We start from the raw sequence: 24,040 nt of genomic DNA, 5'->3' as shown, positions 1-24,040 counted from the left end.
TGCACGTTCGTGACCAGTACGTCTTGCGGGGTTACAGGGTGAACTTGCCCACCAGTGTCTGCAGGTGGTTGCCCAGACGGGTCAGCTCGACACTCGACGCGGCGGTTTCCTCGCTGGCGGTCGAGGTCTGCTCGGAAATGTCGCGCACGTTGATCACGCTGCGGTTGATTTCTTCGGCCACCGCGCTCTGCTGCTCGGCGGCGGTGGCGATCTGGTGGTTCATCGACTCGATGGCCTGTACCGATTCGCTGATGCCATGCAGCGAGGCGCCGGCCCGGCGGGTCAGTTCGACACTGCTGTCGGTCAGGGCACGGCTGCTGTCCAGGCTGCTGGCGACCTTGTCGGTGCCGCCTTGCAGGCCGCTGATCAGTTGTTCGATTTCTTCGGTGGAGCTCTGGGTGCGTTGCGCCAGGCTGCGTACCTCATCGGCCACCACGGCGAAACCGCGACCGGCCTCGCCGGCCCGGGCCGCCTCGATGGCGGCGTTGAGCGCCAGCAGGTTGGTCTGTTGCGCCACCGACTTGATGACGTCGAGCACACTGCCGATCCTCTCGCTTTCCTGCTTGAGGTCGCTCATTGCCAGGGTGGAGTTGCCGACCTCGTCGGCCAGCCGCTCGATCTGCGTCATGGCCTGGGCCAGCACCTCGTCGCCTGCGCGCGCCTCGTGGCTGGCGTTGACCGCGGCGCTGGAAGCCTGTTCGGCGTTGCGTGCCACTTCCTGTACGGTCGCCGCCATTTCGTTCATGGCGGTGGCGACCTGGTCGGTCTCGTGTCTCTGGTTGTTGACTCCCTTACGGGTCTGTTCAGTGACAGCCGACAGTTGCTCGGCGGCGCCGGAGATGCGGATCACGCCGTCGCGCAGGCCACCGATCAGCTCGCGCAGGTTGAGGGTCATGCGCTGCATGCTCAGTTGCAGCAGGCCCAGTTCGTCACGGCGCGAAACCGTCGCGTTGTCGCTCAGGTTGCCGCTGGCCACCTGTTCGGCCCGGCGCAGGGTTTCCATCAGCGGGCCGACGATCAGCCGGGTGATGACCCAGGCGGCGATGATGCCGAGCAGCAGGGCGGCGAGCAGGGCGCCGGCGAGCAGGTTACGGGCGGCCTCGACATCGTCGCGACGCTGGTCGATCTGGTCCTGGGACAGCTGCTGGGTGGCCGCGAGCAGGTTCTTGATGTCGCCATCGAGTTGCACCTGAGCGCTGTCGGCCTTGTCCTGGGCATCGGAGAACAGGGCAACGGTGTCGCGGTAGCTGCTCATGGCCTGCTGCAGGCGCTGCACGTCGGCGGTCATGGCGGCCGGGAGGTGGCTGAAGAGGGTCTTGATGTAGGCGATAGCGTCATCGATCGCCTCCTTGGCCGGCTTCTGCAACTCGGGCTTGAGGCTGTAGCTGTAACCGCGCAACTGGAAGCGGGCCTGCTGGACCACCGTCTGTGCTTTCACCAGGCTGTCGATCTGGGCCTGGTCGCCGCTCGGCGAAGTGGCCATCTCCATCAGTTTCTTCAACTGGGCGACGGCTTCGTCGGCGTGACCGCCAAACACCGCGCGAGTCGCATCCCGGGCCTGGACGGCCTGGCTGAAGTCGTTGAAATGCGCCCGGTAGCTCTTGGCGACCGTGCTGGCGTTTTCGAGGAGGGGTCGGCTGGCCGGGGAGTGGAACACCGAGCGGTCGTTGGCCAGGTGACTGTCGAGGCTGTCGAGCAGTTTGACCACGGCGGCGGCGCGCTCGGCGTTCGGGTTGATGCTGTAGAACAGCCGGGCATTGCGCACGTCGCGGGTCAGGTCGTTGAGCTTGGCAATGTCGAGGATGCGGTCGCTGCGGTCGCCAAGAGCCCGGATGCCCAGCCAGCCGGTGGTGGCGATCAGCAGGGTCAGCAGCATGACGACCCCAAAGCCCAGGGTGAGCTTGGCTCTGACACTGATGTTTTCCAACAGCCTGTTGAGTGGGGCAAGCATTCGGGCAATCTCCGCCGGGATAAACCGCTGGTATGGAAGGGGATACGTGCCAATCGAAGGGGCACGGCCGGAGTATCGGTCGAGGAAATTGAAACTTTATGTTTCAGGGCGTGTAATTTCCCACGGGCTTTTGGCGCGAATGCCGTGAGGTGCACGCGGTGTGAGGGCATGACGGGGCAGGCCGCTTCTGGGATACTTTGGGCCTTTCGTCAGAAGATAGCGTCGAGCCTTGCAGGGACCTGCCCTGAGTGGCGTGGGACCAGGAGGCAATAAGGATGTTGGCGGTACTCAAGCGTTATCCGACTTCGGTCAATCTGCTGCTGTTTTCAACGTTGATCCTCACCCTGGGACGGGCGATTACCCTGCCTTACCTGGTGATTTTCCTGTCCACCCAGTTTTCCCTGGCGATTAGCGAGATCGGCCTGACGGTCGGCTGCGCGTTGGTGGCCGGTTCGCTGCTGAGTGTCTACAGCGGCTACCTGACCGACCGCGGCTCGAGTTTTCGCCTGATCCTGGGTTTCACCGTGCTGTTCATGCTCGGGTTCATCGGCATGTGTATCACCCATCGGCTCTGGTTGTTCTTCCTTTTCCTGGTGTTGTTCAACTTCGCCTATGCGGCGGTCGACGTGGTGGTCAAGGCGACCCTCGGCCGCGTCCTGGCGGAAGCGGAGCAGGCCGGGGTGTTCTCGGCGCGCTACACGCTGATCAACATCGGCTATGCGGTGGGGCCGTTCGTGGGCGCGGGCCTGGCGCACCTGGACGTTCGGCTGCCGTTCGTGGTCTCGGCGCTGCTGGGCGCGCTGGCGTTCCTGGCGTATTACCACTTCGGCGAGCGGCACCTGGCGCCGGTCGACCGGACCCGCGCGCCGGTGTCCTTCATCGGCGTGGGACGGATTCTGCTCAGGGACAAGCGCCTGGTCTGTTTCACCCTCGGTGGCCTGCTCAGCGCGGTGGTGTTCGGGCAGTTCACCGCGTACCTGTCGCAATATCTGGTGACCACCACCAGCCCGGAATTCACCTACCGCATCATCAGTGCGGTGGTGGCGGTCAATGCGGTGGTGGTCATCGGTTTGCAGTTCCTGGTGGGCAAGCGCATCAGCCATGAGCACCTGAACCTGTGGCTGACGGCCGGCTTCACTCTGTTCCTGCTGGGGGTGACGGGTTTTGCGTTGTCGAGCACGGTGTTGCACTGGTCGCTGGCGATGGCGGTGTTCACCCTGGGGGAAATCATCGTGTTTCCGGCCGAGTACATGTTCATCGACCGGATCGCCCCGGCGCACCTGCGCGGCATGTACTATGGGGCACAGAACCTGTCGGCCCTGGGCGGCGCGCTGGGGCCGGTGCTCTGCGGCTTTGCCCTGGCCTGGTGGGCGCCGCAGTTCATGTTCTACATGCTGGCCGGGTTCATCATCGCCGGTGGCTGTTTCTACCTGATGGGGGCCAGTTATGCGCGCCAGCATGAGGCGGCGGGGCAGGGCGGGCGCTGACGGCATTCAGGTGCAAGGCTGGGCGGCCCATTTGCGGGCAAGCCCTGCACCGTCCACACGGCCGCCTTCGCCGGCAAGCCGGCCCCCACAGGTGGGCGCGCCAGGCACAGGGGCGGTGTAGGGCGTGAACCCAGCAGGTTTAGCGGGTGACGCCCTTGGCCTTGGCACTGGCCATCTGCTGCGGCTTGCAGTTGAGGTAGGTCGAGGACTTCAGCCAGTGCCGGTCAGGGTACCAGGAGAACATGAACTGGCCGTCCTTGAGCTTGTCGACCACCTGCTTCGCCACCTGCGGGCGCACGGCCGGGCAGCCCTGGCTGCGGCCGATGCGGCCTTCGCGCTGGCTCCACAGGGGGCTGACGTAGTCTGCGGCGTGGATCACGATGTCGCGGTCGCGGGCACGGTCGTTGAAGCCCGGTTCCAGGCCGTCCATGCGCAGCGAGTAGCCATGGGTGCCCTCGTAGCTCTCCTGGGTGCGGAACAGCCCCAGGCTCGACTGGTAGCTGCCGACCCGGTTGGAGAAACGGGTGGCGAAGTTCTCTCCGGATTTCTGCCCGTGGGCGACCAGGTCACGCAGTACCAGGGTGCGCTTGCGCAGGTCGAAGATCCACAGGCGGCGGGCCGTGGAGGGCAGTGAATAGTCGATCACCGCCAGGCGCTCGGACTGTTCATGGCCGCGACCGACTGCACACTGCATGGCATTCAGCGCGCTTTTGAGCACCAGGGGGTTGAGTTCCGGCGCGGCGTGGGCGAGGCTGCCGTACAGCGTCGGTTTTGCCGCGCTGGCGGCCAGGGCTGAACCGAAGGGTACGGCCAGGGTCAGAATAATCAGGCAGAGTCGATAGCAAGATGTCAGCATGTAGAGAGCGTCTCCGCCTTCAGTGCAGGTTCATGCATCCCATGGGTTGTGCGATCCCGGCTGTCTCGAGGGTTTTCGCCTCTGTCATAACCTTAGACCGCCCGCGCGATAATCGTGGATGGGAGCCTAGCCCTTGTTCAAAAAACACGCATGTTACTTGAGCCTTTGCCTGCTCGTTGCACCACTGGTCGCGACGGCCGACGATCTGCTCGGCGATCCCCCCACGCCGTTGCAGGCGGCGCTTGCCCAGTTGCCGACGAGCTGTCCGGGCCTGGCCGCGCAGCTGGATGCGCCGACACAGCTGAGGTTGCAGGCGTTCTACCAGCAGCAGGGGAATGTTCCGCTCTGGTCCGTCGAAGGGCGTCTGGCGGCGTTGCAGGCCCAATTGCCACTATTGGCTGACGATGGGCTGGACCCGGCACGCTATCCGCTGGCCCGGGAGCCGGGAGCGGGTGATCCGCTGTGCAGCGATATCCAGATCAGCCGGCAGTATCTGCAAGCCCTGCATGACCTGCGTTATGGGCGCCTGTCACAGGCGCGTTTCGAGCCGCTCTGGCGTTACCAGCCACCCACCGGCGAACCCGATGCCGAGCTGCTGACGCTGGCCGCGACCGGCTTGCAGGACCTGGCCCAGGCCTTCGATCAGGCTCGCCCGCATGCCGAGTTGTACCGCAGCCTGCGCAGCGCCTATGCGGCGCAGCGCCAGCAGCCGCTGCCGCATTGGTCGGAACTCGCCTCCGGTCCGCTGTTGCGGCCCGGCATGGAGGACGCACGGGTGCCGGCCCTGGCCCGGCGCCTGCTGGCCGAAGGTTACCTGCAGCGCCTGCCCGCCGGTCCTGAAAAGGTCTACGGCGAGGACCTCGCCGAGGCGGTCAAGCACTTCCAGTACCGGCATTCGCTGCAGGCCGACGGGGTGATCGGGCCAGGCACGCTGGTCGAGCTGAACATCAGCCCGGCGCTGCGCCGCGAACAGTTGCGGCTGAACCTTGAACGTTTCCGCTGGCTGGCTCCGGACCTGGAGCCCGAGGGCGTGCTGGTGAACGTCGCGGCGGCGCAGTTGAGCTTCTATCGTGACGGTGAACCGCTGTGGCAGACGCGCCTGCAGGTCGGCCGGGCCGATCGGCAGACGCCACTGCTCAAGTCACGCATCACCCGCCTGACCCTGAACCCGACCTGGACCGTCCCGCCGACCATCCTTCGCGAGGACAAGCTGCCGGCCATCCGTCCTGACCCCGCGGCCTACCTCGCCCAGCAGAACCTGCAGGTGCTCGACAGCGAAGGGCGCCCGCTGGCGGCGAACGAAGTCGACTGGGAACGACCGGGCAACATCCTCCTGCGCCAGGGCGCCGGCCCGCGCAACCCGCTGGGGAAGATCGTCCTGCGTTTCCCCAACCCGTTCTCGGTGTACCTGCACGACACCCCCAGCCAGCCGCTGTTCTCCAAGGGGCCGCGGGCGTTCAGCTCGGGTTGCGTGCGGGTCGAGCAGCCGTTGCATCTGCGTGATCTGCTGTTGAGCAGCACCGAGCGAACCCGCACCGATGACCTGCTGGCCAGCGGTACCACTCATGAGTACCGGCTGACAGCCCCGGTGCCGATCGTGCTGGGGTACTGGACGGTGCAGGTCGACCACGATGGCGCCTTGCTCTACGCGCCGGATATCTATGGGCGTGACCCCGTGCTCTTGAAAGCCCTGGGCAGTTCCTCCTGATCGCGGCGAAGGTGAAGGACTGATTTGTTCCCTATTGCTACCTGTTTTTTGTATATTAGGTAGCAATGGGGAGTGTTGGTATTCACATGTTTGAAGAGTTCTACACCGTTGCCCAGGCTGCCGAGCGTTTGCAATTGCACGCCAAGACGGTCCTGCGCTTTATCCGCGAGGGCCGCCTGGCGGCGACTCGCATTGGCAAATCCTATCGGTTGAAGGCCGCAGACGTGGCGGCCTTTGCCGGCAGGGCGGCGGCCGAAAACCTGCCACCTGAGCCGCTTCGCGCCACCTGTATCGTCGAAGTGCCCGCACTGTCGGTGCCGCAGGCCGAGCGTCTGGTCACCCTGTTGCAGGCCACGCTGATGGGACGTCGTGGCGAGGCCGAACCGATCCAGTGCCAGACCGCCCATGACCTGTCGCGCTCGCTGCTCAAGATCGTGCTGATCGCGGCACCCGCCGATGCGGCGGCGCTGTTGGCGACGATCCAGGCACTGGTGGACGACTTCCAGTGAGCCGTTTCTACAAGTCGGCGGCCCTTGAGCGGCAGGTGCTCGACCGTTACCGGGCGGTACTGTCGAGCTGGCCGGTGCCGAACCAGCAGTTGCGGTTGCAGACGTCGCATGGGGAAACCTTTGTCGTGGCGTGTGGTGACCCGAGCGCAACGCCGGTGGTGCTGCTGCACGGCTCGCTGTCCAACGCGGCCGCATGGATGTTCGAGGCGGCCGATTGGTCCCGGCATTTGCGCGTCTACGCGTTGGATATGATCGGCGAGGCGGGCTTCAGCGCCGCGACCAGACCGGCCCTGGCCAGTGGCGCCTATGCCAGTTGGCTGGCCGAGGTGCTGCAGCAGTTGGGGATCAATAGGGCGGCGCTGGTGGGCGCTTCTCTGGGTGGCTGGCTGGCCGTGGATTTTGCTTCGCGCCATCCCGAGCGTGTGGGGCAGTTGGTATTGCTCTATCCCTCGGGCATCGGCCGGCAACGGGCGTTCTGGTACAAGGCGCTGCCGTTACTGTTGCTGGGGGAGTGGGGGCGCCGTCGGGTTCGGCGACAGGTACTCGGGGCTCCTCCCCGGGGCTTGTCGGCCGAGGCGCTCGGGGTATTCGAGTTGATGGAACTGATCGGCCGCAGCCTCAAGCCCCGCCTGGAAAAGGTACCGGTCCTCGATGATGCGGCACTGCGTCGCCTGAATATGCCGCTGTTGGTGGTGGCCGGGGGCAGAGACGTATTGCTCGACAGCCGTGAGACCATGGCGCGTGTGGCGGCTCATGTGCCCCATGCGGTTACCCGTCTGGTTGCCGAGGCGCCGCACTATGTCCGGGGGCAGGGCGACGAGGTACTGGCGTTTCTGCGCAGCGGGAAGGAGGCCCCCCATGCATGAGCACACAGTGGTTCGAATGGGCTCCGTGCGGGTGCTGGCCTGCGCCGACAGCGGCGCAGTGCTGGTGCATGAGCAGGATGCTCGCGAGCTGATCGCCGCCGCCTGGGAGGTGCAGGCGAGCTGGCTGGCAATTCCCGTGGAACGCCTGGCCCCAACGTTCTTCGATTTGCGCAGCGGCCTGGCCGGCGCGCTGTTGCAGAAGTTCGTCAACTACCGGCTGCATGTGGCCGTCATCGGTGACCTATCCGCCCATACCCGAGGCAGCAAGGCCCTGGCCGAGTTCGTGGCCGAGTCCAATGCCGGTGGGAACGTCTGGTTCGTTTCCTCCCGGGCGGCCTTGCAGGCCCGCCTGACGGAAACTGCAATTGAGCGCTGACACGACGATTGCGCCAGTGCGGCAGGTGCCGAGACGGTGTTCCTTGACTATACCTACCTTTCCTGTACCGGTAGTGGCCAGCCAAAAGGAGTGTCGGCATGAAGTCAGGATTGATGATCGGTGCGTTGTGCGTCGCCGCGTTTGCGGTGGTCGGTTGTGCGGGCCAGTCCGCTCAATCCGATCACTACTCGGGTTTTCTCAAGGATTACAGCCTGCTCAAGCGGGAGAAGACCCCCTCGGGGGCCGAGGTGATGCGCTGGGTCGACCCCCGGCTTGAGCCAAGGAAATACACCCGCGTCTATATCGAGCCGACCCAGCTGTATCCCGCGCCCCAGCCCACGGCGCAGATCCCCCTGGCGACCTTGCAGGGCATCACCCGCTACTACGACCAGGCCCTGCAGCGTGAGCTGGGCAAATCCCTGCCGTTGGCCAACGGGCCCGGCCCCGGCGTGGTGGTGGTCCGCGCGGCGATCACCGCGGTCAGCAGCAAGACCGAAAGCCTCAAGCCCTACGAGCTGGTGCCAATCGCCCTGGTAGCGGCGGCGGTCAGCACGGCTTCGGGGATTCGTGACCAGCAAACCACGCTGGCGACGGAAACCGCCTTTCTCGATGGCCAGAGCCACGCGGTGATCGGCGAGGTGGTCCGCCAGGGTACCGGCAAGCCGTTGGAAAACACCAGCCAGGTGATGCAACCCGATGATGTGAAAGCGGTCATTGACGGCTGGGCGGCGGACATGCACCAGTCCTACCTCCGGCTGCAGCGACACTGAGCCGGGCCGGGCAGGCGTTTCACCTGCCCGGTCGTTCCTCGGGTGGAGGCAGGCTCAGTTCGAAGGTGGCGAACCTCAGCCGGTCGGCCAGCCGCTCCCGTGTCAGGGCGAACAGCTCCTTGAGGCAGGGCAGTTCGAAATGCGCCCGCATGGGTGCCAGGGCGCTCCAGTAGCCGGTCAGGATCCAGGCACGCGGGCATGAGGTGCTGCGCGCCAGGCTGTAGGCCGTGCAGCCGGAGCCGGTTTGCAGGGCCTCGAGCAGGTGGCCCAGGCGATCCTGCAGGGCTGTGGTCGCCTGGCCGAGTGCGCGGATTTCAACGGTGCTGATGGCAACCAGGGGCAGGGCCCCCTCTATCGTGGATGGAATGGGTTGCACGGCCTTCGCCTCAGTTCGCCAGGTAGTCCCGGGCCCGTGCCAGGGCTTCGTCGCGGCTGGCGACGATCAGCATCGGGTAGCCCCAGAATTTCTCGTAGGCGGGGGCGAAGGACTCGGTCGCCGCCCGGGTCGCCGCGTCGGCCTCGACATAGATCGCCACCTTCACGAAGGCCCGCAGCGGCTCCCTGTGGCGTTTCATCCACAGCGAAACCTGCTTTCGCTCCTCGTGGGTGTGCTCATAACGACCTTCGCCGAGGCCCTCCTCGTTGAGCAGAACGAAGGGCTGCTGACGTTCCAGCAAGGCTTCGAAGCCGGCGAAGGGGTTGTCGTCGGCGGCCAGGCCTGTCCGGTTTGCCTGCATCCAGACCAGTGGGAAGTGGGTGTCATCGACCTGCATGTCCGTTCTCCTGGGTTTTCACTGCAATGACTTCACGATACCCCGCCCCTGGCTGGACGTCATTGCGCAATATGGCCACACTATTGTTCAAAACGGCCAAGGGCCGTTCATCATTCAAGGACAGCCCGGCATGCTACAGATTCCTTTCGACGACCCGGCAGGCTACGGGGCGGTCGACGAAATCCCCCGTCCCGTTTATGCCCTGCATGCTTCGCGGGTCTCCGACGGCTGGGAATATGACCTCCACCAGCATCGCAAGGCGCAGCTGTTGTATTCGGTGCGTGGCATCCTCAGTTGCGAGGTCGACGAGGGGGTCTGGATCGTGCCGCCGCAGTGCGCGGTCTGGATCCCCGGTGGCCTGCAGCATGTGGCGCGCAGTGCCGGCGAGACGGAGTGCTACTGCCTGTTCGTCGAGCCCGATGCCGCACCGGACCTGCCGAAGTTCTGCTGCACCCTGACCGTGTCGCCGCTGCTGCGTGAACTGCTGTTGCGGGCGGCGAGCTTTCCCCAGTTGTATGCCGAACAGGGGCGTGAGGCGCGGCTGGTGGCGACGCTGCTGGACGAACTGTGCCAGGCCCCGGTGGAAGACCTGCATCTGCCCATGCCGCGGGATCGGCGCCTGCGTCAGTTGGCCCAGGCACTGCTGGCCGAGCCCAGCGCCAGGATTGCCATGGGCGAGTGGGCGCGCCGCATCGGCATGAGCGAGCGCAGCATGAGCCGCCTGCTGCTGCAGGAAACCGGGGTGAGCTTCGGCCGTTGGCGCAGGCAACTGCATGTCATTCTTTCGTTGCGCCGCCTGAGTCGAGGTGAAAGCGTGCAGACCGTGGCCCTGGACCTGGGCTACGAGAGCTCCAGCGGTTTCGTCACCATGTTCCGCAAGGCCGTCGGCAAGCCGCCGGCGCGTTACCTGCTGGAACGGACCGCGGAACTGTCCCGCGAGGGCGACTTCGCCAGGGTGCCGGGCATCGTGCTGGCCGGCGAGCCGGACCGGCAATGATTCACGCCCGGCGGGCGTTGCGCACGATCGCTGTGCTGATGGCCGGATAGTGCGCGGGCGGCAGGTCGTGACCCATGCCTTCGATCAGCAGGAACTCGGCACCCGGGATCGACGCCGCGCTGTCCTGGCCGCAGGCGGGCAGGATCAGCGGATCGTCCGCGCCATGGATGACCAGCGTCGGAGCACGGACAGCCACCAGGCGCGAACGCAGGTCGCCGGTGACGGCGATGGCCGCGATCTGCCGTGGTGTGCCGCCGCTGCCGCGGGCGCGACGGCGCTCCTCCAGGACCAGCTCGCGATGGGTTGCCTCGTCGAAGGGCAGGCCACTGCCGGCGATACGCCGAGCAAACGCCAGGCTGTGGGCCAGGAACGCGGCCTCGTCGGTGGCCGGGTCGGGTGCCGGACGCATCAGCATCGCCATGACCTCAGGGGCGGCCTGGGGCAGGGCCGGGTTGCCGGTGCTGGACATGATCGAGGTGAGCGACAGCACCCGTTCGGGATGTTCGCAGGCCAGCAACTGGGCAATCATGCCACCCATGGAGCGGCCCACCACATGGGCTCGGTCGATGGCGAGGGCGTCGAGCAGGCCCAGGGCATCCCCGGCCATGTCGTGCAGGCTGTAGGGCACCTGGGGGCGTTGCCCGGCCATCAGGGCGGCGACCAGGGCGCCGAGGTCCGGCGTGCCGTGCTGGCCGAAGTGGGTCGAGCCGCCGCTGTCGCGATTGTCGAAGCGAATCACCCGGAACCCTTCGACCGCCAGGGCTCGGCAGAAGGGTTCGCTCCAGCGGATCATCTGGCTACCGAGCCCGGCGATCAGCAGGATCGCCGGGTCGTGGGGGTTGCCGAAACTGTCGTAGGCCAGTTCCAGGCCATTGGCGTGTAGGGTGGTCATGGGCGGGCTCCTTCGACAGCGGTGAATGGGTGGGCGGTCATCGGCAGCAGACGCGAGTCTTCCAGGGCCGCGGTGCGGTGGCCGAGGCCTTCGAGGTAGCCGGCGTGGCTGGCGAAACCGAGAAAGGCTTCGACACTGCTCTGGCGTACCAGCATCACCCGGTCCCAGCGTTCGTTTTCGGGACCGATCAGCCAGGCTTGCGCGCTGCCCAGATAAAGCAGTTCGCCGCCGGTCTGGCGCAGCAGCGGCAGGGTGTGCCGGATATAACGCTCGAAGGCCTCGGCGCCACTGATGGGGTGCGCCGGTGCCAGTTCGGGGGTGGCGCCGTAGTCGGCGACTTCGCGAAAGCGCAGCAGGTTGAGCATCGTCACTTCGCCGACAAGGCCTCGCTGAATGAAACGTCGACCAGCCTCCCGGGTCGGCTCGAGATGGCATCGGGCAGTGGGGGCGCTCATCGTGACTCCTGTCATTGGGTGGTTTACCGGGCGTTGTCCCTGGGGGCGAAGGCCAGACGCAGTGCGTGCTCGCGGATATCCTCGGGCCAGGTCGCGAGGCGTTGTTCCAGGCCCGCGCGGTCGTCGGCGAACAGTGCCCGGGTTGCTTCCTCGTAGTCGGGGAAGTCGCCGGCGATGGCCAGCATGAATTGGTAGGCGGCCTCCTGGGCCGCGCGCCGCTGCTGGCGTGAGCCGCCGTTCTTGCGCGCGTCGTCGACCAGGCGGCGCAGCACGGCGGAAGCGCCGCCGGGTTGCTCCGCCAGCCATTCCCATTGTCGGGGCAGCAGGGTCACTTCGCGGGCCACCACGCCGAGTTTCGGCCGGCCACGGCCTTTCGGTTCCGTGGGCTGGTCCGCCGCGGGCACGGTGGGCGCGTCCTTGCGTGGACGATAGCGCCCGGCAGATGGCCGGGGTGGCTGGGACAGGCGCTCGATGATGTCGGCCTTGGTGCCACGCAGGTCCAGGTCGATGACCCGGCCGGTGCGGTCGTCGAACACCAGCACCGGACTGGCCGGGGCTTTTTCGTGAGTGGCCTTGACGGCCAGTGCCACCTCCACCAGCGGCCCTGCGCTCAATAGACGATGGGCCTCGAAGGCCGTGACAGGTTTTGTAAGCAGCTCGGACATTTGATCATCCCTCCGTGTGAGGAGGCTATTAATATCCGGGTATTAATTTTTAGTCAATATTGTCCGGGTAATAATTAGGCCTCAACGGCCTGACGATTTGTGCCGGAACACCGCCTTATCTGATTTCGTTGCGCAGCTCCCGTACCCCACGGCCGAGTTTGCGTCGCAGCAGGTTGCGCAGGGTTGAGGCATCGGCGTAACCGACTTCGCCGGCTATGGCCTCCAGATCACCGCCGTTGGCCACCCGTTGCCTGGCCCGTTCGACCCGCAGGTCCTGGAAAAACGCCAGCGGCGATTTGCCCAGGACCGCCTCGGTGCGCCTTTGCAAGGTGCGCGGATGGACGTGCAGAGCCTGCGCCGCCTCCTTGAGAGAAAAGCCCAGGGCCAGGCGTCTGCGGGCCCAGCGCTCGAAACGCTGGATCAGTGCGTCGGCATGGGCCAGGTGGTCGGGAATGATGTATTGGCCCTGGGAGGCACGGGTGTCGATCAACAGGAAGCGTGCCACCCGTGCTGCCAGATCGGGACTGGCCTGGCGTACCAGCCAGAGTGCCAGGTCCAGATGGCCCATGGCAGCCCCGGCGGTCACCAGGTTGTCGCAGGCGATAACCATGTGCGAATCGTCCAGCTCGACCTTCGGGTAGCGTTGGCGAAACAGGGTTGCCAGGGGCCAACTGGTAGTTGCCCTGTGCCCGTCCAACAGGCCGGCATCAGCCAGGATGAAGGTGCCCAGGCAGGCCGAGGCGATCGGGATGCCGGCTGCGTGCCAGTCGCGCAGGCGGGCCTTGGCGTCTATCACGTCCCGGCGGTTCAGCGCCTCCAGCAGCCGCTCGGGTTGCTTGGTGTTGATCGCCGGCACGATCACCCAGTCGGGGCGGTGTCCGCACGCTGGGTCCTCGACCAGGGTGGTGAGCCCCATGGCTGTGCATACGGGGCTGTGCAGGCCGGTCAGGCGAACCTCGAAAGGCGTTTTGGCATCGCCGCTCCGGGCCATCAGTTCATTGGCGGTCGCGAAGGTATCCAGCAGCGCAGTCAGGCCGGTGTCGAAGACGCCATCAAGTACCAGAATATCGATTTTCATGTCGTGAATGATCGTAAAAAAGTCATTTATGAACATAGCTCATTCGCCTCAAGCGCAACAGACTGGTCGCGTCTCCCATCTGGAACGCACTCATGAAACTCACCTGCGAACTCTACTCATTCACCCTTGTCGTGCTGGCTACCGCGCTGATGTGGCTGCCCTACACCCTGGCCCGGGCAAGGATGCAGGGGCTGGCCTCGGCCTTGGGCAACCCCGACCCGGCCAAGCCGCAGGGGCCGCGCTGGGCACAGCGGGCACGTCTGGCCCATGCCAATGCGATCGAGAACCTGGCGGTGTTCGCGCCGCTGGTGCTGACTGCTGCCACGCTGGGCATCAGTACCCCGGCCACGGTCATGGCGGCCAAGGTCTTCCTGGGCGCGCGGCTGGTGCATTTCGCGGTGTACACCGGCGGTATCGCAGGCTTGCGCACCCTGGCCTTCCTAGTGGGTTTCGCGGCGACGCTGGTCTTCGCCTTTACCCTGATCGGCCAGTTGGGCTGATGGTTTTAACCACCTTGAAGGGTAGGCAGACGATGAACAGGAACGAGGTGATGCTCGATAATCCGACTTGGCATGCGCTGACGGGCCGGCAACGCGAACTGGGGGAGGGCGGTTGCCTGGCCCGGCGCTATCTGCCGGCGGTCAGTCCCTTTGCGGCAGTGGCGAGCCCGAGCCCGGAGGCGTTTCAGGCACTTGGCCGACTTATTGGCGAAACCGGCCCTGTGCTGATGCAGACGATCAGCACCTGCCCGCCGCTGGAGGCACTGCCGGTGCAGGCGCTGGGCGAGATACTGCAGATGGTCGCCATCGACCCTCCCGCTTCGGTCGACGAAAAGGATCTGCAGTGCCTAGGGCCTGCGGATACCGCGGCGATGCTGCAGCTGGCGCAGCAGACCCGCCCCGGCCCGTTCGGCCAACGCACTGGTGAAATGGGCCGCTACATTGGCCTGCGTGATCAAGGGCGATTGATCGCCATGGCCGGTGAACGGATGCGGCTCGACGGCTTCATCGAGATCAGCGCTGTCTGCGTGGACGAGGCCTACCGGGGGCGAGGTCTGGCCGCGCGGCTGATGAACAGCCTGCGCCGCGATATCCTGAGGCGTGGTGACCTGCCGTTTCTGCATGTGTTCAGTCACAACCGGTCGGCTGTCTCGCTCTATCGGCGGTTGGGGTTCGAAACCCGGCAGGTGTTTTCGTTATGGAGGATCGGCTGCACTGCCGACCCCTCTGCCGCTTGAACCCTCGTGCCCCGGCCCCGCCCGGGAGGGGCGCATCTGGTTAACGGCGATCTTCAATAGAGGCATGGCCTGACCCCATACCGACCCGGTCGGCTATTGTTGGATGACACAGTGCATGCCACCCCTACAGTAGGCCCACGGGTGCTCCGCACCGGCGCCCTCTCGCGCGAGGAAAGCAGCGTTGCCAGGGGCCGTGCGTCCACTTGGTCAGTCAGTTGCTGGTGGCGTACGCCCGCTCCCGTGGGCTGTCACAGGCGGATGTTTTTCCGTACCGGTAATGGCTGGGCCTGCCGGGTGGACAATCCTTCGTCATACCCGGCCGGATGGGGGAAACCTGGCGATCAGGATCAATAGCGCTGCACCGTCGCCGGCGTCCGCTTGAGCAGCACCTTGCCCGCGCGGATCGACACCAGCACCTGGCCCTGGCGGCGGATCATCTCGTAGTCGTCCGGTGCCGACAGGATCAGCAGGTTGGCCGGGCGCCCGGTCTCGATGCCGTAGCGTTCGCCGAGGTTCAGGGTACGGGCGCTGTTGTCGGTGATCAGGTCCAGGGCGCGGGTGAGGTCCTGGTAGCCGAGCATGTGACAGATGTGCAGGCCGGCTTCGAGTACCCGCAGGATGTTGCCGTTGCCCAGGGGGTACCAGGGGTCGACGATGGAGTCCTGGCCGAAGCAGACGTTCAGGCCGGCCCGGTCCAGTTCGGCCACGCGGGTGACGCCACGGCGCTTGGGAAAGGTGTCGAAACGTCCTTGCAGGTGGATGCTCTCGGTCGGGCAGGAGACGAAGTTGAGCCCGGACAGCTTGAGCAGGCGGAACAGCTTGGAGCAATAGGCGTTGTCGTAGGAACCCATCGCCACGGTGTGGCTGGCGGTGACCCTGCTACCCATGTCGCGGACCCGCGCCTCTTCGGCGAGCACTTCGAGGAAGCGCGACTGCGGGTCGTCGGTCTCGTCGCAGTGCACGTCGACCAGGCAGCCGGTGCGTTCGGCCAGGTCCATCAGGAACTTCACCGAGGACACGCCCTGGTCGCGGGTGTTCTCGAAGTGCGGAATGCCGCCGACCACGTCGGCACCCAGCGCCACGGCCTCGGTCATCAGCTCACGGCCATTCTTGTACGACTCGATGCCTTCCTGGGGGAAGGCGACGATCTGCAGGTCGATCAGGTGGCGGGTTTGCTCGCGGACTTCGACCATGGCCTTGAGTGCGGCCAGGGTCGGGTCGGTGACGTCGACGTGGGTGCGCACGTGCTGGATGCCGTGGTCGACCAGCATGTCGATGGTCTTGCGTGCGCGGGTCTTGGTGTCTTCATGGGTGACCAGGGCCTTGCGTTCGGCCCAGCGCTCGATGCCCTCGAACAGCGTGCCGCTCATGTTCCAGCTCGGTTCGCCGGCAGTCAGCGTGGCGTCGAGGTGGATGTGCGGTTCGATGAAGGGCGCGGTGACCAGGTTCTGGTCGGCGTCCAGGTCCGCCGCTTGTGCCTGGGCCACGCCGGGCTGGGCGACGATGGCGCCGATGCGCTCGCCGTCGAGTTCGATGCGATAGAGGCCGGTCTTGCCGCGCAGGCGGGCATTGATGATGTTCATGCAGGCTCCTTACAGGTTTGAGTCATGCGCCAGGCCAGCAGGGCCACGGCGGCATTCATGCGAAACAGCGGGTCGTCCAGTGATTGCCCGCTTTGTTGTTCGATGCGCTGGATACGTTGGGCCAGCGTGTTGCGGTGGATCTGCAGGCGGCTGGCCGCCTTGAAGGTGTTGGCGTTTTCCTGGAGCAGAGCGTCGAGGGTTCTGAGCAGGGTCAGCGGCTGCTTGCGCCCGGTGCCGATCAGCGGGCCGAGGGTCTGCCTGACGAAGTCATCGATCAGTGTGCGGTCGCCGATACCCTGCAGCAGGCGCAGCACCCCCAGCTCGCTGAAGTCGCACAGGCCACTGGCCGGGCGCAGGCTTTCGGCGACGTCCAGCGCCTGGCGGGCCTCGCCCAGGGCCCGGCGATACTGCCCGCAGTCCTCGACGCGGCTGGCCAGGCCCATGAACAGGTTCAGCTCGCCGATCTGCCCGCTGGCGCTGCGATACAGCGCCGTGAGGGCCTGGGGTAGCTCGGCATGGTCGGCGAGCAGCAGCACGAACAGGTCGCCTTGCAGGATCACCGGCAGTGGTTCGGGTTGCTGGCGGCCCCAGGCTTGCAGGTGGTCCTGCAGGGCCTGGCGGGTCTTTTGCAGCAACTGTTCCGCCTGGTCGGGCGCGTGGCGCTCGAACAGCAGGTTGACCGCCGACAGCCGCAAGGCCAGCAGGCGCCGCGGTCCCTCGACCGGCAGTTGCGCATGGGCGGCGCGCTGGCGGGCGATGGCCAGGCTCGGGTAGTCGCCGGTCAGCAACTGGCCGAGAATGTCCTGCCGCGAGCGCCTGGCCTGGGCCATGTGCGCCAGCGCGGTGCCGATGGCGTGGGTGACCACCACCATCTTCAGCAGGTAGGGTTGCTCGATCAGCGGCAGGCCGAGCAGTTCGGCGCGCTCGATGACCGCCTGGGGAATGCGCTGGATGAAGGCCTCGCCGGTGAGAATCACCAGCCCGGCGATGCCGACCGCGACCCCATCCTCGACCAGGCTGAGCAGGTTGCCTTCCTCGCGGCTGTGGTTGATGCCGGTGACGAACACCAGTTCGCCGCCCATCACCCACTCGGCGATGCCTTCGTTCTCGGCCACGTAGGGCCAGCGCACGCTGCGCTGCAGGTGAGCGGCGCCGGCACGGACGCGCAGTTCCTCAAGCCCGGGGAGCTTGAGGATTTCCTCGACCGTCAGGCTCATTGACCACCTTGCATGGGGTGAAGGGCACTGTCCCGGCCACGCAGTTCCACCAGGCCGATGTAGCACACCGCGGAGGCGGCGATGCCCACCAGTGGCGCGACCCAGGGCGAGCTGTACGCCAGCAGGGCGCCGACGGCATAGGCCGCCAGCCCATTGAAGTTGTAGCGCGGCAGCTTGACGCTCGCCAGTTGCGGATACTTGCCGCGATGGCGGTACCAGAAATCGGCCATGATCACGCCGCCGATCGGCGGGATGATCGAGCCGAGCAGCACCAGGAACGGGATGAGCATTTCGTACATGCCGCCGATGGCCAGCAGGATGCCGACACCGGCCGCGGCCAGGGTCATGCTGCGGCGACGCTCGCTGCGCAGCAGGTGGCAGGCCGCGGCCGAGACGTTGTAGATGGTCGGGCCCTGGATGGTCCACAGGTTCAGGCAGAGCATGACCACGGCGGCGAAGGACAGCCCCTGCAACATCATCACCTCGACGATGTCGGCCTGCTGGTAGACGATCGCGCACCAGGCGCCGGCGACGATCATCAGGCCGTTGCCGACCAGGAAGCTGATCACGCTGGCGATGACCGCGACCCGTCCGCTGCGCGCCAGCCGGGTCCAGTTGGTGGCCTGGGTAGCGCCGCTGGCGAAGGTGCCGAAGACCATGGTCACCGCTGCGGAAAAGCTCATGGCCTCATGCGGGATCACTGCGGCCAGGCCCTGCAGGCCGCCGATCTTGCGGGTGGCGATGACCATCGAGATCACCAGCAGGATGAACATCAGCGGTACCGAAACCCGCGACAGCACGTCCAGGCCCTTGTAGCCGATGATCGCGGTCAGGCTGAAGCCCAGGCCGAACAGGATCATCAATGGAATGGTCAGGCCGCTCGCCAGCCCGAGCATCTTCACCAGCACGATGGCCACGGTGGCGGTGCCCCAGGCGTACCAGCCCAGTTCGGCGAAACCGAGGATGAAGTCGGACAGGCGGCTGCCGGCTTCGCCGAAGCAGAAGCGACCCATCAGGACGGTATTGAGGCCGCTGCGCGAGGCGATCAAGGCCAGCACCGCGGCATACAGCGCCAGCAGGCTGTTGCCGATGGCCGCGACCCACAGCATGTCGACGAAATTGAAGGCCATGCCCAGTTTGCCGCCGGCGAACATGGTGCCGGTGAAGAAGGTGAAGCTGAACAGCACCATGGAAATGGACAGCAGTCCCTTGCGGGCATGGGAGGGGGCTTCACTCAGGGGAAATTCGCCGGTGGAACTCATGTGCTTTTCTCCGAACCGAAAAACGGTGCAATGAAAGGTGGGCTTGCGTTGCCTGGGCATGAGCAATAACCAGGCCCACTTTCAGCGGCTCGGGACGGGCAGAAAAAGCGGGCAGGTCTGACATTGTTTTATGTGCGAAGCGCACATTTTTAGGGGGAAATCACCGTTGAATATGTGCAGGATGCTTCAAGGCGGGGCGAGTGTGCACCAAGTGAGTCCATTGTCGTAACATTTTTTTGCCGCAGTGTTCGGCGGTGCACGCTCCCTGCCTATGGCAGCCAACTGTCTTTGGCTCACCCCCGGCAAGCGGTTACACAAGCCTTGGGGGTGACGGTGCTGTTGCTGCTGTTCCAACCCGGTTGCGGATACCTGCTGGCCGCAGCCCTGGCCGGCCTCACCTGGGCCTGTCTCTGAAGCCGGTGAGGGGCACGGCCCTGGTCGCTCTGACTCAGATCCAGAGATCGTTGGGCGCCGTCAGCTCGCCGCCCTCATGGCCTGTGTTCACAATGCCCCGCGGCTCGATGATCATCAGCCGGGCCTCGCTGTCGGCGGCCGTCCGGTGTTCCACGCCGCGCGGCACCACATACAGCTCGCCCGGGCCGACGTACACGCTGCCATGGGGCAGATCGATGCGCAGGGTCCCGTCCAGCACGATGAACGCCTCGTCGGTTTCCGGGTGGGAATGCCAGATGAACTCACCCTCGATGCGCACCACCTTGAACTGATAGTCGTTCATCTCGGCGACCACTTTCGGACTCCAGTGCTCATCGATCAGCGACACCTTGTGGGCCAGGTTCACGGCTTGCAGGCTCGGCTCGGGCAGGGAATGGGACATGACGAATCCTCTTTATGAATGGGAGCCGTCAGTCTAGCCAAAGGCTGATCAGTGGCACTTGTACGATCCTGCAAGTCGGCCGCTGGCCCGCAGGCGCTCCAGCCAGCGTGAAGGCGGGACTCCGTAGCAGCGGGTGAAGTGGCGGGTCATGTGGCTCTGGTCGTGGAAACCGCTGATCAGGGCGGCGTCGACCAGGGTGAAACCGTCGAGGATCAGTCGGCGGAACTGGTCCAGGCGGCGCAGGGTCACGAAGCGATAGGGGCTGGTGCCATACAGGACCCGGAAATCCCGGGACAGGCTCCAGCGCTCGCGGCCGCTGACGTGCTCGAGCATCTCCAGGGTAATCTCCTGGTTCAGGTGCGCCACGATGAACTCCCTGGCCCGTTCGGCCGCCGGGTAGTCCAGGCGCTTGCGTCCACGGGGCTTGCCGGCGACCGCCCGCAGGGCCATGGCCAGGTCGAACAGGGCGTCCTGTTCCTCCAGGGTATCGAGCGGATGATCCATGCCTTGCACGAACGCCTCGCTGGCGTGATACAGGCGCGGATCCTGGGAAAGCCCGCCGGCGATGTACGGCAGCGGCTCGCCGCCGAGCACCTGCTGGATCAACGCCGGGTCGACGTAGGCCATGCGATAGCGAAAGCCGGCCTCGGTACCGGCCATGCCGTCGTGCAGCTCATCGGGGTGCAGGACGAGGGTGTTGCCGGGGATGCCATGGCGCAGCGAGCCCTTGTAGTGGAAGCTCTGCACGCCGGCGAGCGTGCGGCCGATGGAATAGGTGTCATGGCGGTGCGGATCGTAGCCGTGGCCGCCGAACCAGGCTTCGATCCGTTCCACTCGTCCGGGTTGTGCGTTGCGTACCACCCAGTCCGAGACGGGGGGCGGTGTGTCTGTGTCCATCAGTGCGATATCCGGGGGCGGGTGTCAGGCGCCACGATACCCGTGATGGCCGGTTGGCGTCAGCCCCGGCTCCCTTACAACCACTGGGTGCAGCCCATGACCACCAGCGGCAGGGTGATGCCCGCGAGCAGGGTCTGGCTGGCGATGATGCCGGCCATCAACGGCGCATCGCCGCCCAACTGGCGGGCCATGATGTACGAGGACGACGCGGTGGGCAGTGCCTGGAACAGGATAGCGGCAATCGCGGCTTCGCCGCGCAGGCCCAGCAGGTGGCAGATCAGCAGGGTCGTCAGGGGCATGGCGATGAACTTGGCGACTGACGAAACGCCCACCGGTCGTAGCCAACTGCGTGAGGCGGCGAGGTCCAGGGCGGCCCCCACGCAGAGCAGGCCCAGGGGCAGTGAGGCCTGGCCCAGCGCCTTCAGGGTCGGTTCGAGGCCGGCCGGCAAGCGGGTACCCGTGAGCTGCATGAGGATGCCCAGGGTACAGGCCACCACCAGTGGATTGAGCGCGAGCTGCCGGGCCACGCCTGCCAGGCCGAGCCTCGTACCACTCCCATAACGGGCGAAGACCAGTACGCAGAGGATGTTCACCGTGGGCACGATGGCTGCATTGGCGACTGCGGCCAGGGCGATGCCGTGGCTGCCGAACAGCCCGGCGGCAGCGGAGACTCCGACGTAGTTGTTGAAGCGCACGCCACCCTGGAACAACGAGGTGAAGGCCGGGTCGTCGACGGCCAGGTTGCGTCGTAACAGTACCAGAATGGCCGCTACCGCCAGGGTGGGCAGCACCAGCGCGAGAATCATCTCCCTGACCGGAATGTCGCCCAATTGCGCGCTGGACAGGCCGTGGAAGAACAGCGCCGGCAGCAGCACGTAGTAGCCCAGGCGTTCGGCCTGGGGCCAGAAGCCTTCGGCGAGAAAGCGGGCATGTCGCAACCACGCTCCCAGGGCGATCAGCAAGGCGATGGGCACCAGCGCCAGGATCAGCGTGGCGTTCATCGACAGGCTCCCGGTGCCGGATGAGGGCGCTGTCGGGTTTTCTGCGCGGTGAGGGTCGGTTGATCGGTGGTAGCAGGCATGGCGCTCTCGGATGGCAACGAAACGCCCCACGATAGCGTTCACGATCGACAATAAAAAACGATATAAAATTGCCGCTAGCTTGATAATTTCTCATGGGTTGTCGCGTGCCCGGCCTGGGTGCGCACCGCTTGCACGAGGGCCTGGGCCGAGCGTCCCGCCGGGCGATCCTCGCGTTCGAGCAGAACCACCGTGCGCATCTGCTGCGGTTCGCCGAAGGGCAGGCAAAGCATCTTGCGCGATGCCGGCAGGTTCTGCCGCGACAGCGGGATGATCGACACACCCAGACCGCTGGCGACCATCTGCAGGATGGCGTCCTGGCTGTCCAGTTCCATGCTGGTCTGTACCCGTATGCGCAGCCTGCGCAGTTCCCGCTCTATCGTCCTGCCGGCCCAGGCCCGGCGGTCGAAGCGGATGAACGGGTAGTCCTGCAGCAAGCCGCGCGGATCGCGGCAGGGCAGGTTGGCCGGGGCGACGATCCAGAACCCTTCCTGGTACAGCGGGGTACTGACCAGCCCGAAGGGGTAGGGCTTGACCGGCTCGGTGGTGATGGCCGCATCCAGTTCGCCGTTGTCGATGCGAATGGCCAGCTCAGCGGACATGCCGGACGCCACGTTCACCCGCAGGTGCGGATGTTCGGCGCTCAGTGCCGCCAGCGCGGCCGGCAGGAAGCCGGACAGGGCTGTGTGGATCGCGCCGATGCGCAAGGTGCCGCGCAGCTGTGAACCGTCGCTGAGGTCGGCGGCGATGCTGTCGTGGATCGCCAGGATCTCCCGGGCCCGATCGAGCACCAGGTGACCGGCCGGCGTCATTAGCGGGATACGCCGGGTGCGGTCGAACAATGGCGCGCCGAAGGTGTCCTCGAGGCTCTTCACGTGCAGGCTGACCGCCGATTGCGTCAGGTGGATGGCTTCGGCGGCACGGGCGAAGGAGCCGTACTGGGCAATGGCGACCAGGGTGCGGAATTCGCGTAGGGACATTGGGCGTTGCTCCGGGGATCAGTGGCCATTGTGCCCCAATTGATCCCCGGGCATGTACCGCCTCAAGCGGTGGCTACTGCGGAGTCGGGTTGCAGACCGGCGTGATCGGTTCACCGGCGAGCACCTTGCGGGCGAAGGGAATCGAGTCCTTCAGCGAGGCGTTGACCGTGCCGCTGTGTTCCAGCCCGGCATACACATGGGCCTCGACCACGCTGCCCGCCGCGCAACTGTCGCGGGCCAGGCTGCTCTGGCTTTGCGCGGTGGTGCTCGGGTCGGTCTCGCCGGCACCGATGAAGATCGGCTGCTTGAGCTTCAGCGTCGGGAAGTCGATCGCCTGGATCCACGGCCGCAGTTTTGCCGCGGCTTCGGCGCTGGGTTGCTTGCGGGTGTTGGCGAGGGTCCGACCGCTGAACACGGTGTCTGCCTCCAGCGCAGCCAGGCAGCTGGTACGGGCCTGCTCCACGAACGGCAGGGCCTCGCGGGTGAAATAGTCCTGCGGATCGATGCTCGGGTCGTACTGCTGTTGCGCGAGCAGGGTGTAGAAGCCGTAGGCGAGGGTTTCATCGACCTGGTTCGGGTCCTTCGGTGGGCGGGTTTTGTTATCGGTGATCTTGTAGATCACCCCGGTGGCCACCGTGCCCTTGACGCCCAGGGCCGGGCTGTAGTCCGGCGCATAGGCTGCCGCCGCATAGGCTCCGGCGCCGCCTTGCGACTGGCCGACGATCAGCACCTTGTTGGCCAGCCCCGGTGTGCCGGCGATCACCGCACGTGCGGCATCGAGAATGCCGTAGGCGGCCACGCGGCTGTTGAGCAGCGGATGCCCGCCGGGCACGCCCAGGCCCTGGTAGTCGGTGGCGACCACGGCATAACCCTCGCGCAGCCAGGCGTTGAGGTAGTTGACGTCACGGATCGAACGACCGGCCCAGGACGGCGCGCAGATATCCGCCACGCCAACCGTGCCATGGCCCCAGGACACCACCGGCCAGCCACCGGTGGGAGCCTTGCCCTTGGGCAAAAACAGCGCGCCGGACACCACGATCGGCGTCTTGCCGTCGATGCCGTTGGTGGAGGTGTAGAGGATGCGTTGCTGGGCGCCGGCCTCGGCCAGGCTCAGTTGTACCGGCAGAGGCTCGCTGCGCAGCAGCTTGCCGGGTTGGGCCGGAATCTCCTGTTGCCAGGTGTAGAAGGGCGACACGCGGCCATCGCCCTGTTGCGGATCCGGGCGTGGCGCATGCACGGCGGCCAGGGTCTGCAGCGACAGGGCGAGAAGGCCGGCACCGCAGGCCAGCTTGAACGGCAGTTTCATGGATTGCTTCCTGGTTGGATGAAGACGTCGGCAGGGCTCAGGGGCCCGGCCAGTAGTCCTTGGGGGCCCATGCGGCATGCCCTGGAGCGATATTGGCGAAGCCGTCCTGGCGCGGCTGTGCCGGAGCCAGGATCACTGCGCCACCGAACAGGGCGGCCAGGATCAGTAGGCGTGCTGCGTCAGCGGTTCTCATCATCGTGTCGCTCCATGGGCACCGGGCGGGCCGGCAGTCCCGGGGGGTGAGCAGGATGTGTGCCAGCG

The 24,040-nt window shown here is 65.9% G+C and carries 26 protein-coding genes; 9 read left to right on the top strand and 17 right to left on the bottom strand.

The window, feature by feature from the left end:
- Positions 1–31: 31 nt before the first annotated feature.
- A complete protein-coding gene (locus tag PF66_RS10375) occupies positions 32–1,951 on the bottom strand; it encodes a HAMP domain-containing methyl-accepting chemotaxis protein (protein ID WP_054061225.1) in 1,920 nt (639 codons plus the stop codon).
- A 275-nt stretch (positions 1,952–2,226) separates the two neighbouring features.
- Here PF66_RS10375 and PF66_RS10370 point away from each other — a divergent pair, with 275 nt between their 5' ends.
- A complete protein-coding gene (locus tag PF66_RS10370; RefSeq protein WP_054062608.1) occupies positions 2,227–3,438 on the top strand; it encodes an MFS transporter in 1,212 nt (403 codons plus the stop codon).
- Between the two features lie 139 nt (positions 3,439–3,577).
- Here the strand turns inward: PF66_RS10370 and PF66_RS10365 are convergent, their stop codons facing one another.
- Positions 3,578–4,294 carry a murein L,D-transpeptidase catalytic domain family protein gene (locus PF66_RS10365; protein ID WP_054061227.1) on the bottom strand — a complete coding sequence of 239 codons (717 nt, stop codon included), beginning with the start codon at positions 4,292–4,294 and terminating at the stop codon, positions 3,578–3,580.
- Between the two features lie 133 nt (positions 4,295–4,427).
- On the opposite strand from PF66_RS10365, the gene PF66_RS10360 reads away from it, so the two are divergent.
- The 5 genes from PF66_RS10360 (at position 4,428) to PF66_RS10340 (ending at position 8,523) form a co-directional block, all read left to right on the top strand.
- A complete protein-coding gene (locus PF66_RS10360; RefSeq protein ID WP_054062607.1) occupies positions 4,428–6,002 on the top strand; it encodes a L,D-transpeptidase family protein in 1,575 nt (524 codons plus the stop codon).
- 86 nt (positions 6,003–6,088) lie between these two features.
- Complete coding sequence (locus tag PF66_RS10355; protein WP_054061229.1) at positions 6,089–6,511, top strand: helix-turn-helix domain-containing protein; 423 nt, start codon at positions 6,089–6,091, stop codon at positions 6,509–6,511.
- A complete protein-coding gene (locus tag PF66_RS10350; RefSeq protein ID WP_054061230.1) occupies positions 6,508–7,377 on the top strand; it encodes an alpha/beta fold hydrolase in 870 nt (289 codons plus the stop codon). Before PF66_RS10355 ends, PF66_RS10350 begins: the two co-directional genes overlap by 4 nt.
- Positions 7,370–7,753, top strand: a complete 384-nt coding sequence (locus PF66_RS10345) for a DUF4180 domain-containing protein (RefSeq protein ID WP_054061231.1) — start codon at positions 7,370–7,372, stop codon at positions 7,751–7,753. The genes PF66_RS10350 and PF66_RS10345 overlap by 8 nt, the downstream gene beginning before the upstream one ends.
- A gap of 98 nt (positions 7,754–7,851) precedes the next feature.
- On the top strand, positions 7,852–8,523 hold the full coding sequence (locus PF66_RS10340; RefSeq protein WP_054061232.1) for a DUF3313 domain-containing protein: 672 nt from the start codon (positions 7,852–7,854) through the stop codon (positions 8,521–8,523).
- Between the two features lie 19 nt (positions 8,524–8,542).
- On the opposite strand, the gene PF66_RS10335 is transcribed toward PF66_RS10340, so the two are convergent.
- On the bottom strand, positions 8,543–8,899 hold the full coding sequence (locus PF66_RS10335; protein ID WP_054061233.1) for an antibiotic biosynthesis monooxygenase: 357 nt from the start codon (positions 8,897–8,899) through the stop codon (positions 8,543–8,545).
- Between the two features lie 10 nt (positions 8,900–8,909).
- On the bottom strand, positions 8,910–9,296 hold the full coding sequence (locus tag PF66_RS10330) for a hypothetical protein (protein ID WP_054061234.1): 387 nt from the start codon (positions 9,294–9,296) through the stop codon (positions 8,910–8,912).
- Positions 9,297–9,426: 130 nt separating this feature from the next.
- On the opposite strand from PF66_RS10330, the gene PF66_RS10325 reads away from it, so the two are divergent.
- The gene (locus PF66_RS10325; RefSeq protein ID WP_054061235.1) at positions 9,427–10,293 is read left to right on the top strand and encodes an AraC family transcriptional regulator; all 867 of its coding nucleotides are present in this window, start codon (positions 9,427–9,429) and stop codon (positions 10,291–10,293) included.
- 1 nt (position 10,294) lies between these two features.
- Here PF66_RS10325 and PF66_RS10320 read toward each other — a convergent pair whose 3' ends face one another.
- From PF66_RS10320 to PF66_RS10305, 4 genes are all read right to left on the bottom strand, one after another.
- Entirely contained in the window at positions 10,295–11,185 is an 891-nt protein-coding gene (locus PF66_RS10320; protein WP_054062606.1) for an alpha/beta fold hydrolase, read from the bottom strand.
- On the bottom strand, positions 11,182–11,640 hold the full coding sequence (locus tag PF66_RS10315) for a DUF1330 domain-containing protein (protein ID WP_054062605.1): 459 nt from the start codon (positions 11,638–11,640) through the stop codon (positions 11,182–11,184). Before PF66_RS10315 ends, PF66_RS10320 begins: the two co-directional genes overlap by 4 nt.
- A gap of 23 nt (positions 11,641–11,663) precedes the next feature.
- On the bottom strand, positions 11,664–12,305 hold the full coding sequence (locus PF66_RS10310; protein WP_054062604.1) for a DUF2239 family protein: 642 nt from the start codon (positions 12,303–12,305) through the stop codon (positions 11,664–11,666).
- Positions 12,306–12,420: 115 nt separating this feature from the next.
- The gene (locus PF66_RS10305) at positions 12,421–13,383 is read right to left on the bottom strand and encodes a GlxA family transcriptional regulator (protein WP_054060354.1); all 963 of its coding nucleotides are present in this window, start codon (positions 13,381–13,383) and stop codon (positions 12,421–12,423) included.
- A gap of 92 nt (positions 13,384–13,475) precedes the next feature.
- Here PF66_RS10305 and PF66_RS10300 point away from each other — a divergent pair, with 92 nt between their 5' ends.
- Together PF66_RS10300 and PF66_RS10295 are read left to right on the top strand one after the other, a co-directional pair.
- Positions 13,476–13,883 carry an MAPEG family protein gene (locus PF66_RS10300; RefSeq protein ID WP_054062603.1) on the top strand — a complete coding sequence of 136 codons (408 nt, stop codon included), beginning with the start codon at positions 13,476–13,478 and terminating at the stop codon, positions 13,881–13,883.
- A gap of 50 nt (positions 13,884–13,933) precedes the next feature.
- On the top strand, positions 13,934–14,620 hold the full coding sequence (locus tag PF66_RS10295) for a GNAT family N-acetyltransferase (protein WP_206542425.1): 687 nt from the start codon (positions 13,934–13,936) through the stop codon (positions 14,618–14,620).
- Positions 14,621–14,967: 347 nt separating this feature from the next.
- Here PF66_RS10295 and codA read toward each other — a convergent pair whose 3' ends face one another.
- The 9 genes from codA to PF66_RS33020 all read right to left on the bottom strand — a co-directional run bounded on the left by codA (position 14,968) and on the right by PF66_RS33020 (position 23,975).
- The gene (gene codA, locus PF66_RS10290; protein ID WP_054060351.1) at positions 14,968–16,203 is read right to left on the bottom strand and encodes a cytosine deaminase; all 1,236 of its coding nucleotides are present in this window, start codon (positions 16,201–16,203) and stop codon (positions 14,968–14,970) included.
- Positions 16,200–17,420, bottom strand: coding sequence for a PucR family transcriptional regulator (locus PF66_RS10285; RefSeq protein WP_054062602.1), 1,221 nt, complete (start codon positions 17,418–17,420; stop codon positions 16,200–16,202). The genes codA and PF66_RS10285 overlap by 4 nt, the downstream gene beginning before the upstream one ends.
- Positions 17,417–18,682, bottom strand: coding sequence for a cytosine permease (codB, locus tag PF66_RS10280; protein WP_054060781.1), 1,266 nt, complete (start codon positions 18,680–18,682; stop codon positions 17,417–17,419). Before codB ends, PF66_RS10285 begins: the two co-directional genes overlap by 4 nt.
- 448 nt (positions 18,683–19,130) lie before the next feature.
- Positions 19,131–19,517 (bottom strand): cupin domain-containing protein, encoded by a 387-nt coding sequence (locus PF66_RS10275; protein WP_054060782.1) that lies wholly within the window; start codon positions 19,515–19,517, stop codon positions 19,131–19,133.
- 48 nt (positions 19,518–19,565) lie between these two features.
- Complete coding sequence (locus tag PF66_RS10270; protein ID WP_054060783.1) at positions 19,566–20,414, bottom strand: AraC family transcriptional regulator; 849 nt, start codon at positions 20,412–20,414, stop codon at positions 19,566–19,568.
- 74 nt (positions 20,415–20,488) lie between these two features.
- Positions 20,489–21,415 (bottom strand): AEC family transporter, encoded by a 927-nt coding sequence (locus tag PF66_RS10265; RefSeq protein ID WP_054060784.1) that lies wholly within the window; start codon positions 21,413–21,415, stop codon positions 20,489–20,491.
- Positions 21,416–21,570: 155 nt separating this feature from the next.
- Positions 21,571–22,473, bottom strand: a complete 903-nt coding sequence (locus PF66_RS10260) for a LysR substrate-binding domain-containing protein (protein ID WP_054060785.1) — start codon at positions 22,471–22,473, stop codon at positions 21,571–21,573.
- Between the two features lie 73 nt (positions 22,474–22,546).
- Positions 22,547–23,779 carry an alpha/beta hydrolase gene (locus PF66_RS10255; protein WP_054062601.1) on the bottom strand — a complete coding sequence of 411 codons (1,233 nt, stop codon included), beginning with the start codon at positions 23,777–23,779 and terminating at the stop codon, positions 22,547–22,549.
- A 37-nt stretch (positions 23,780–23,816) separates the two neighbouring features.
- Positions 23,817–23,975: a hypothetical protein gene (locus PF66_RS33020; protein WP_160319901.1), complete on the bottom strand. Its 159-nt coding sequence runs from the start codon at positions 23,973–23,975 to the stop codon at positions 23,817–23,819.
- Between the last annotated feature and the right edge of the window lie 65 nt (positions 23,976–24,040).

Source organism: Pseudomonas asplenii (assembly GCF_001293465.1).
GTDB lineage: Bacteria > Pseudomonadota > Gammaproteobacteria > Pseudomonadales > Pseudomonadaceae > Aquipseudomonas > Aquipseudomonas fuscovaginae_B.
Note: the sequence above shows the minus strand (reverse complement) of the source record. Positions and strands in the feature narration are given on the sequence as shown.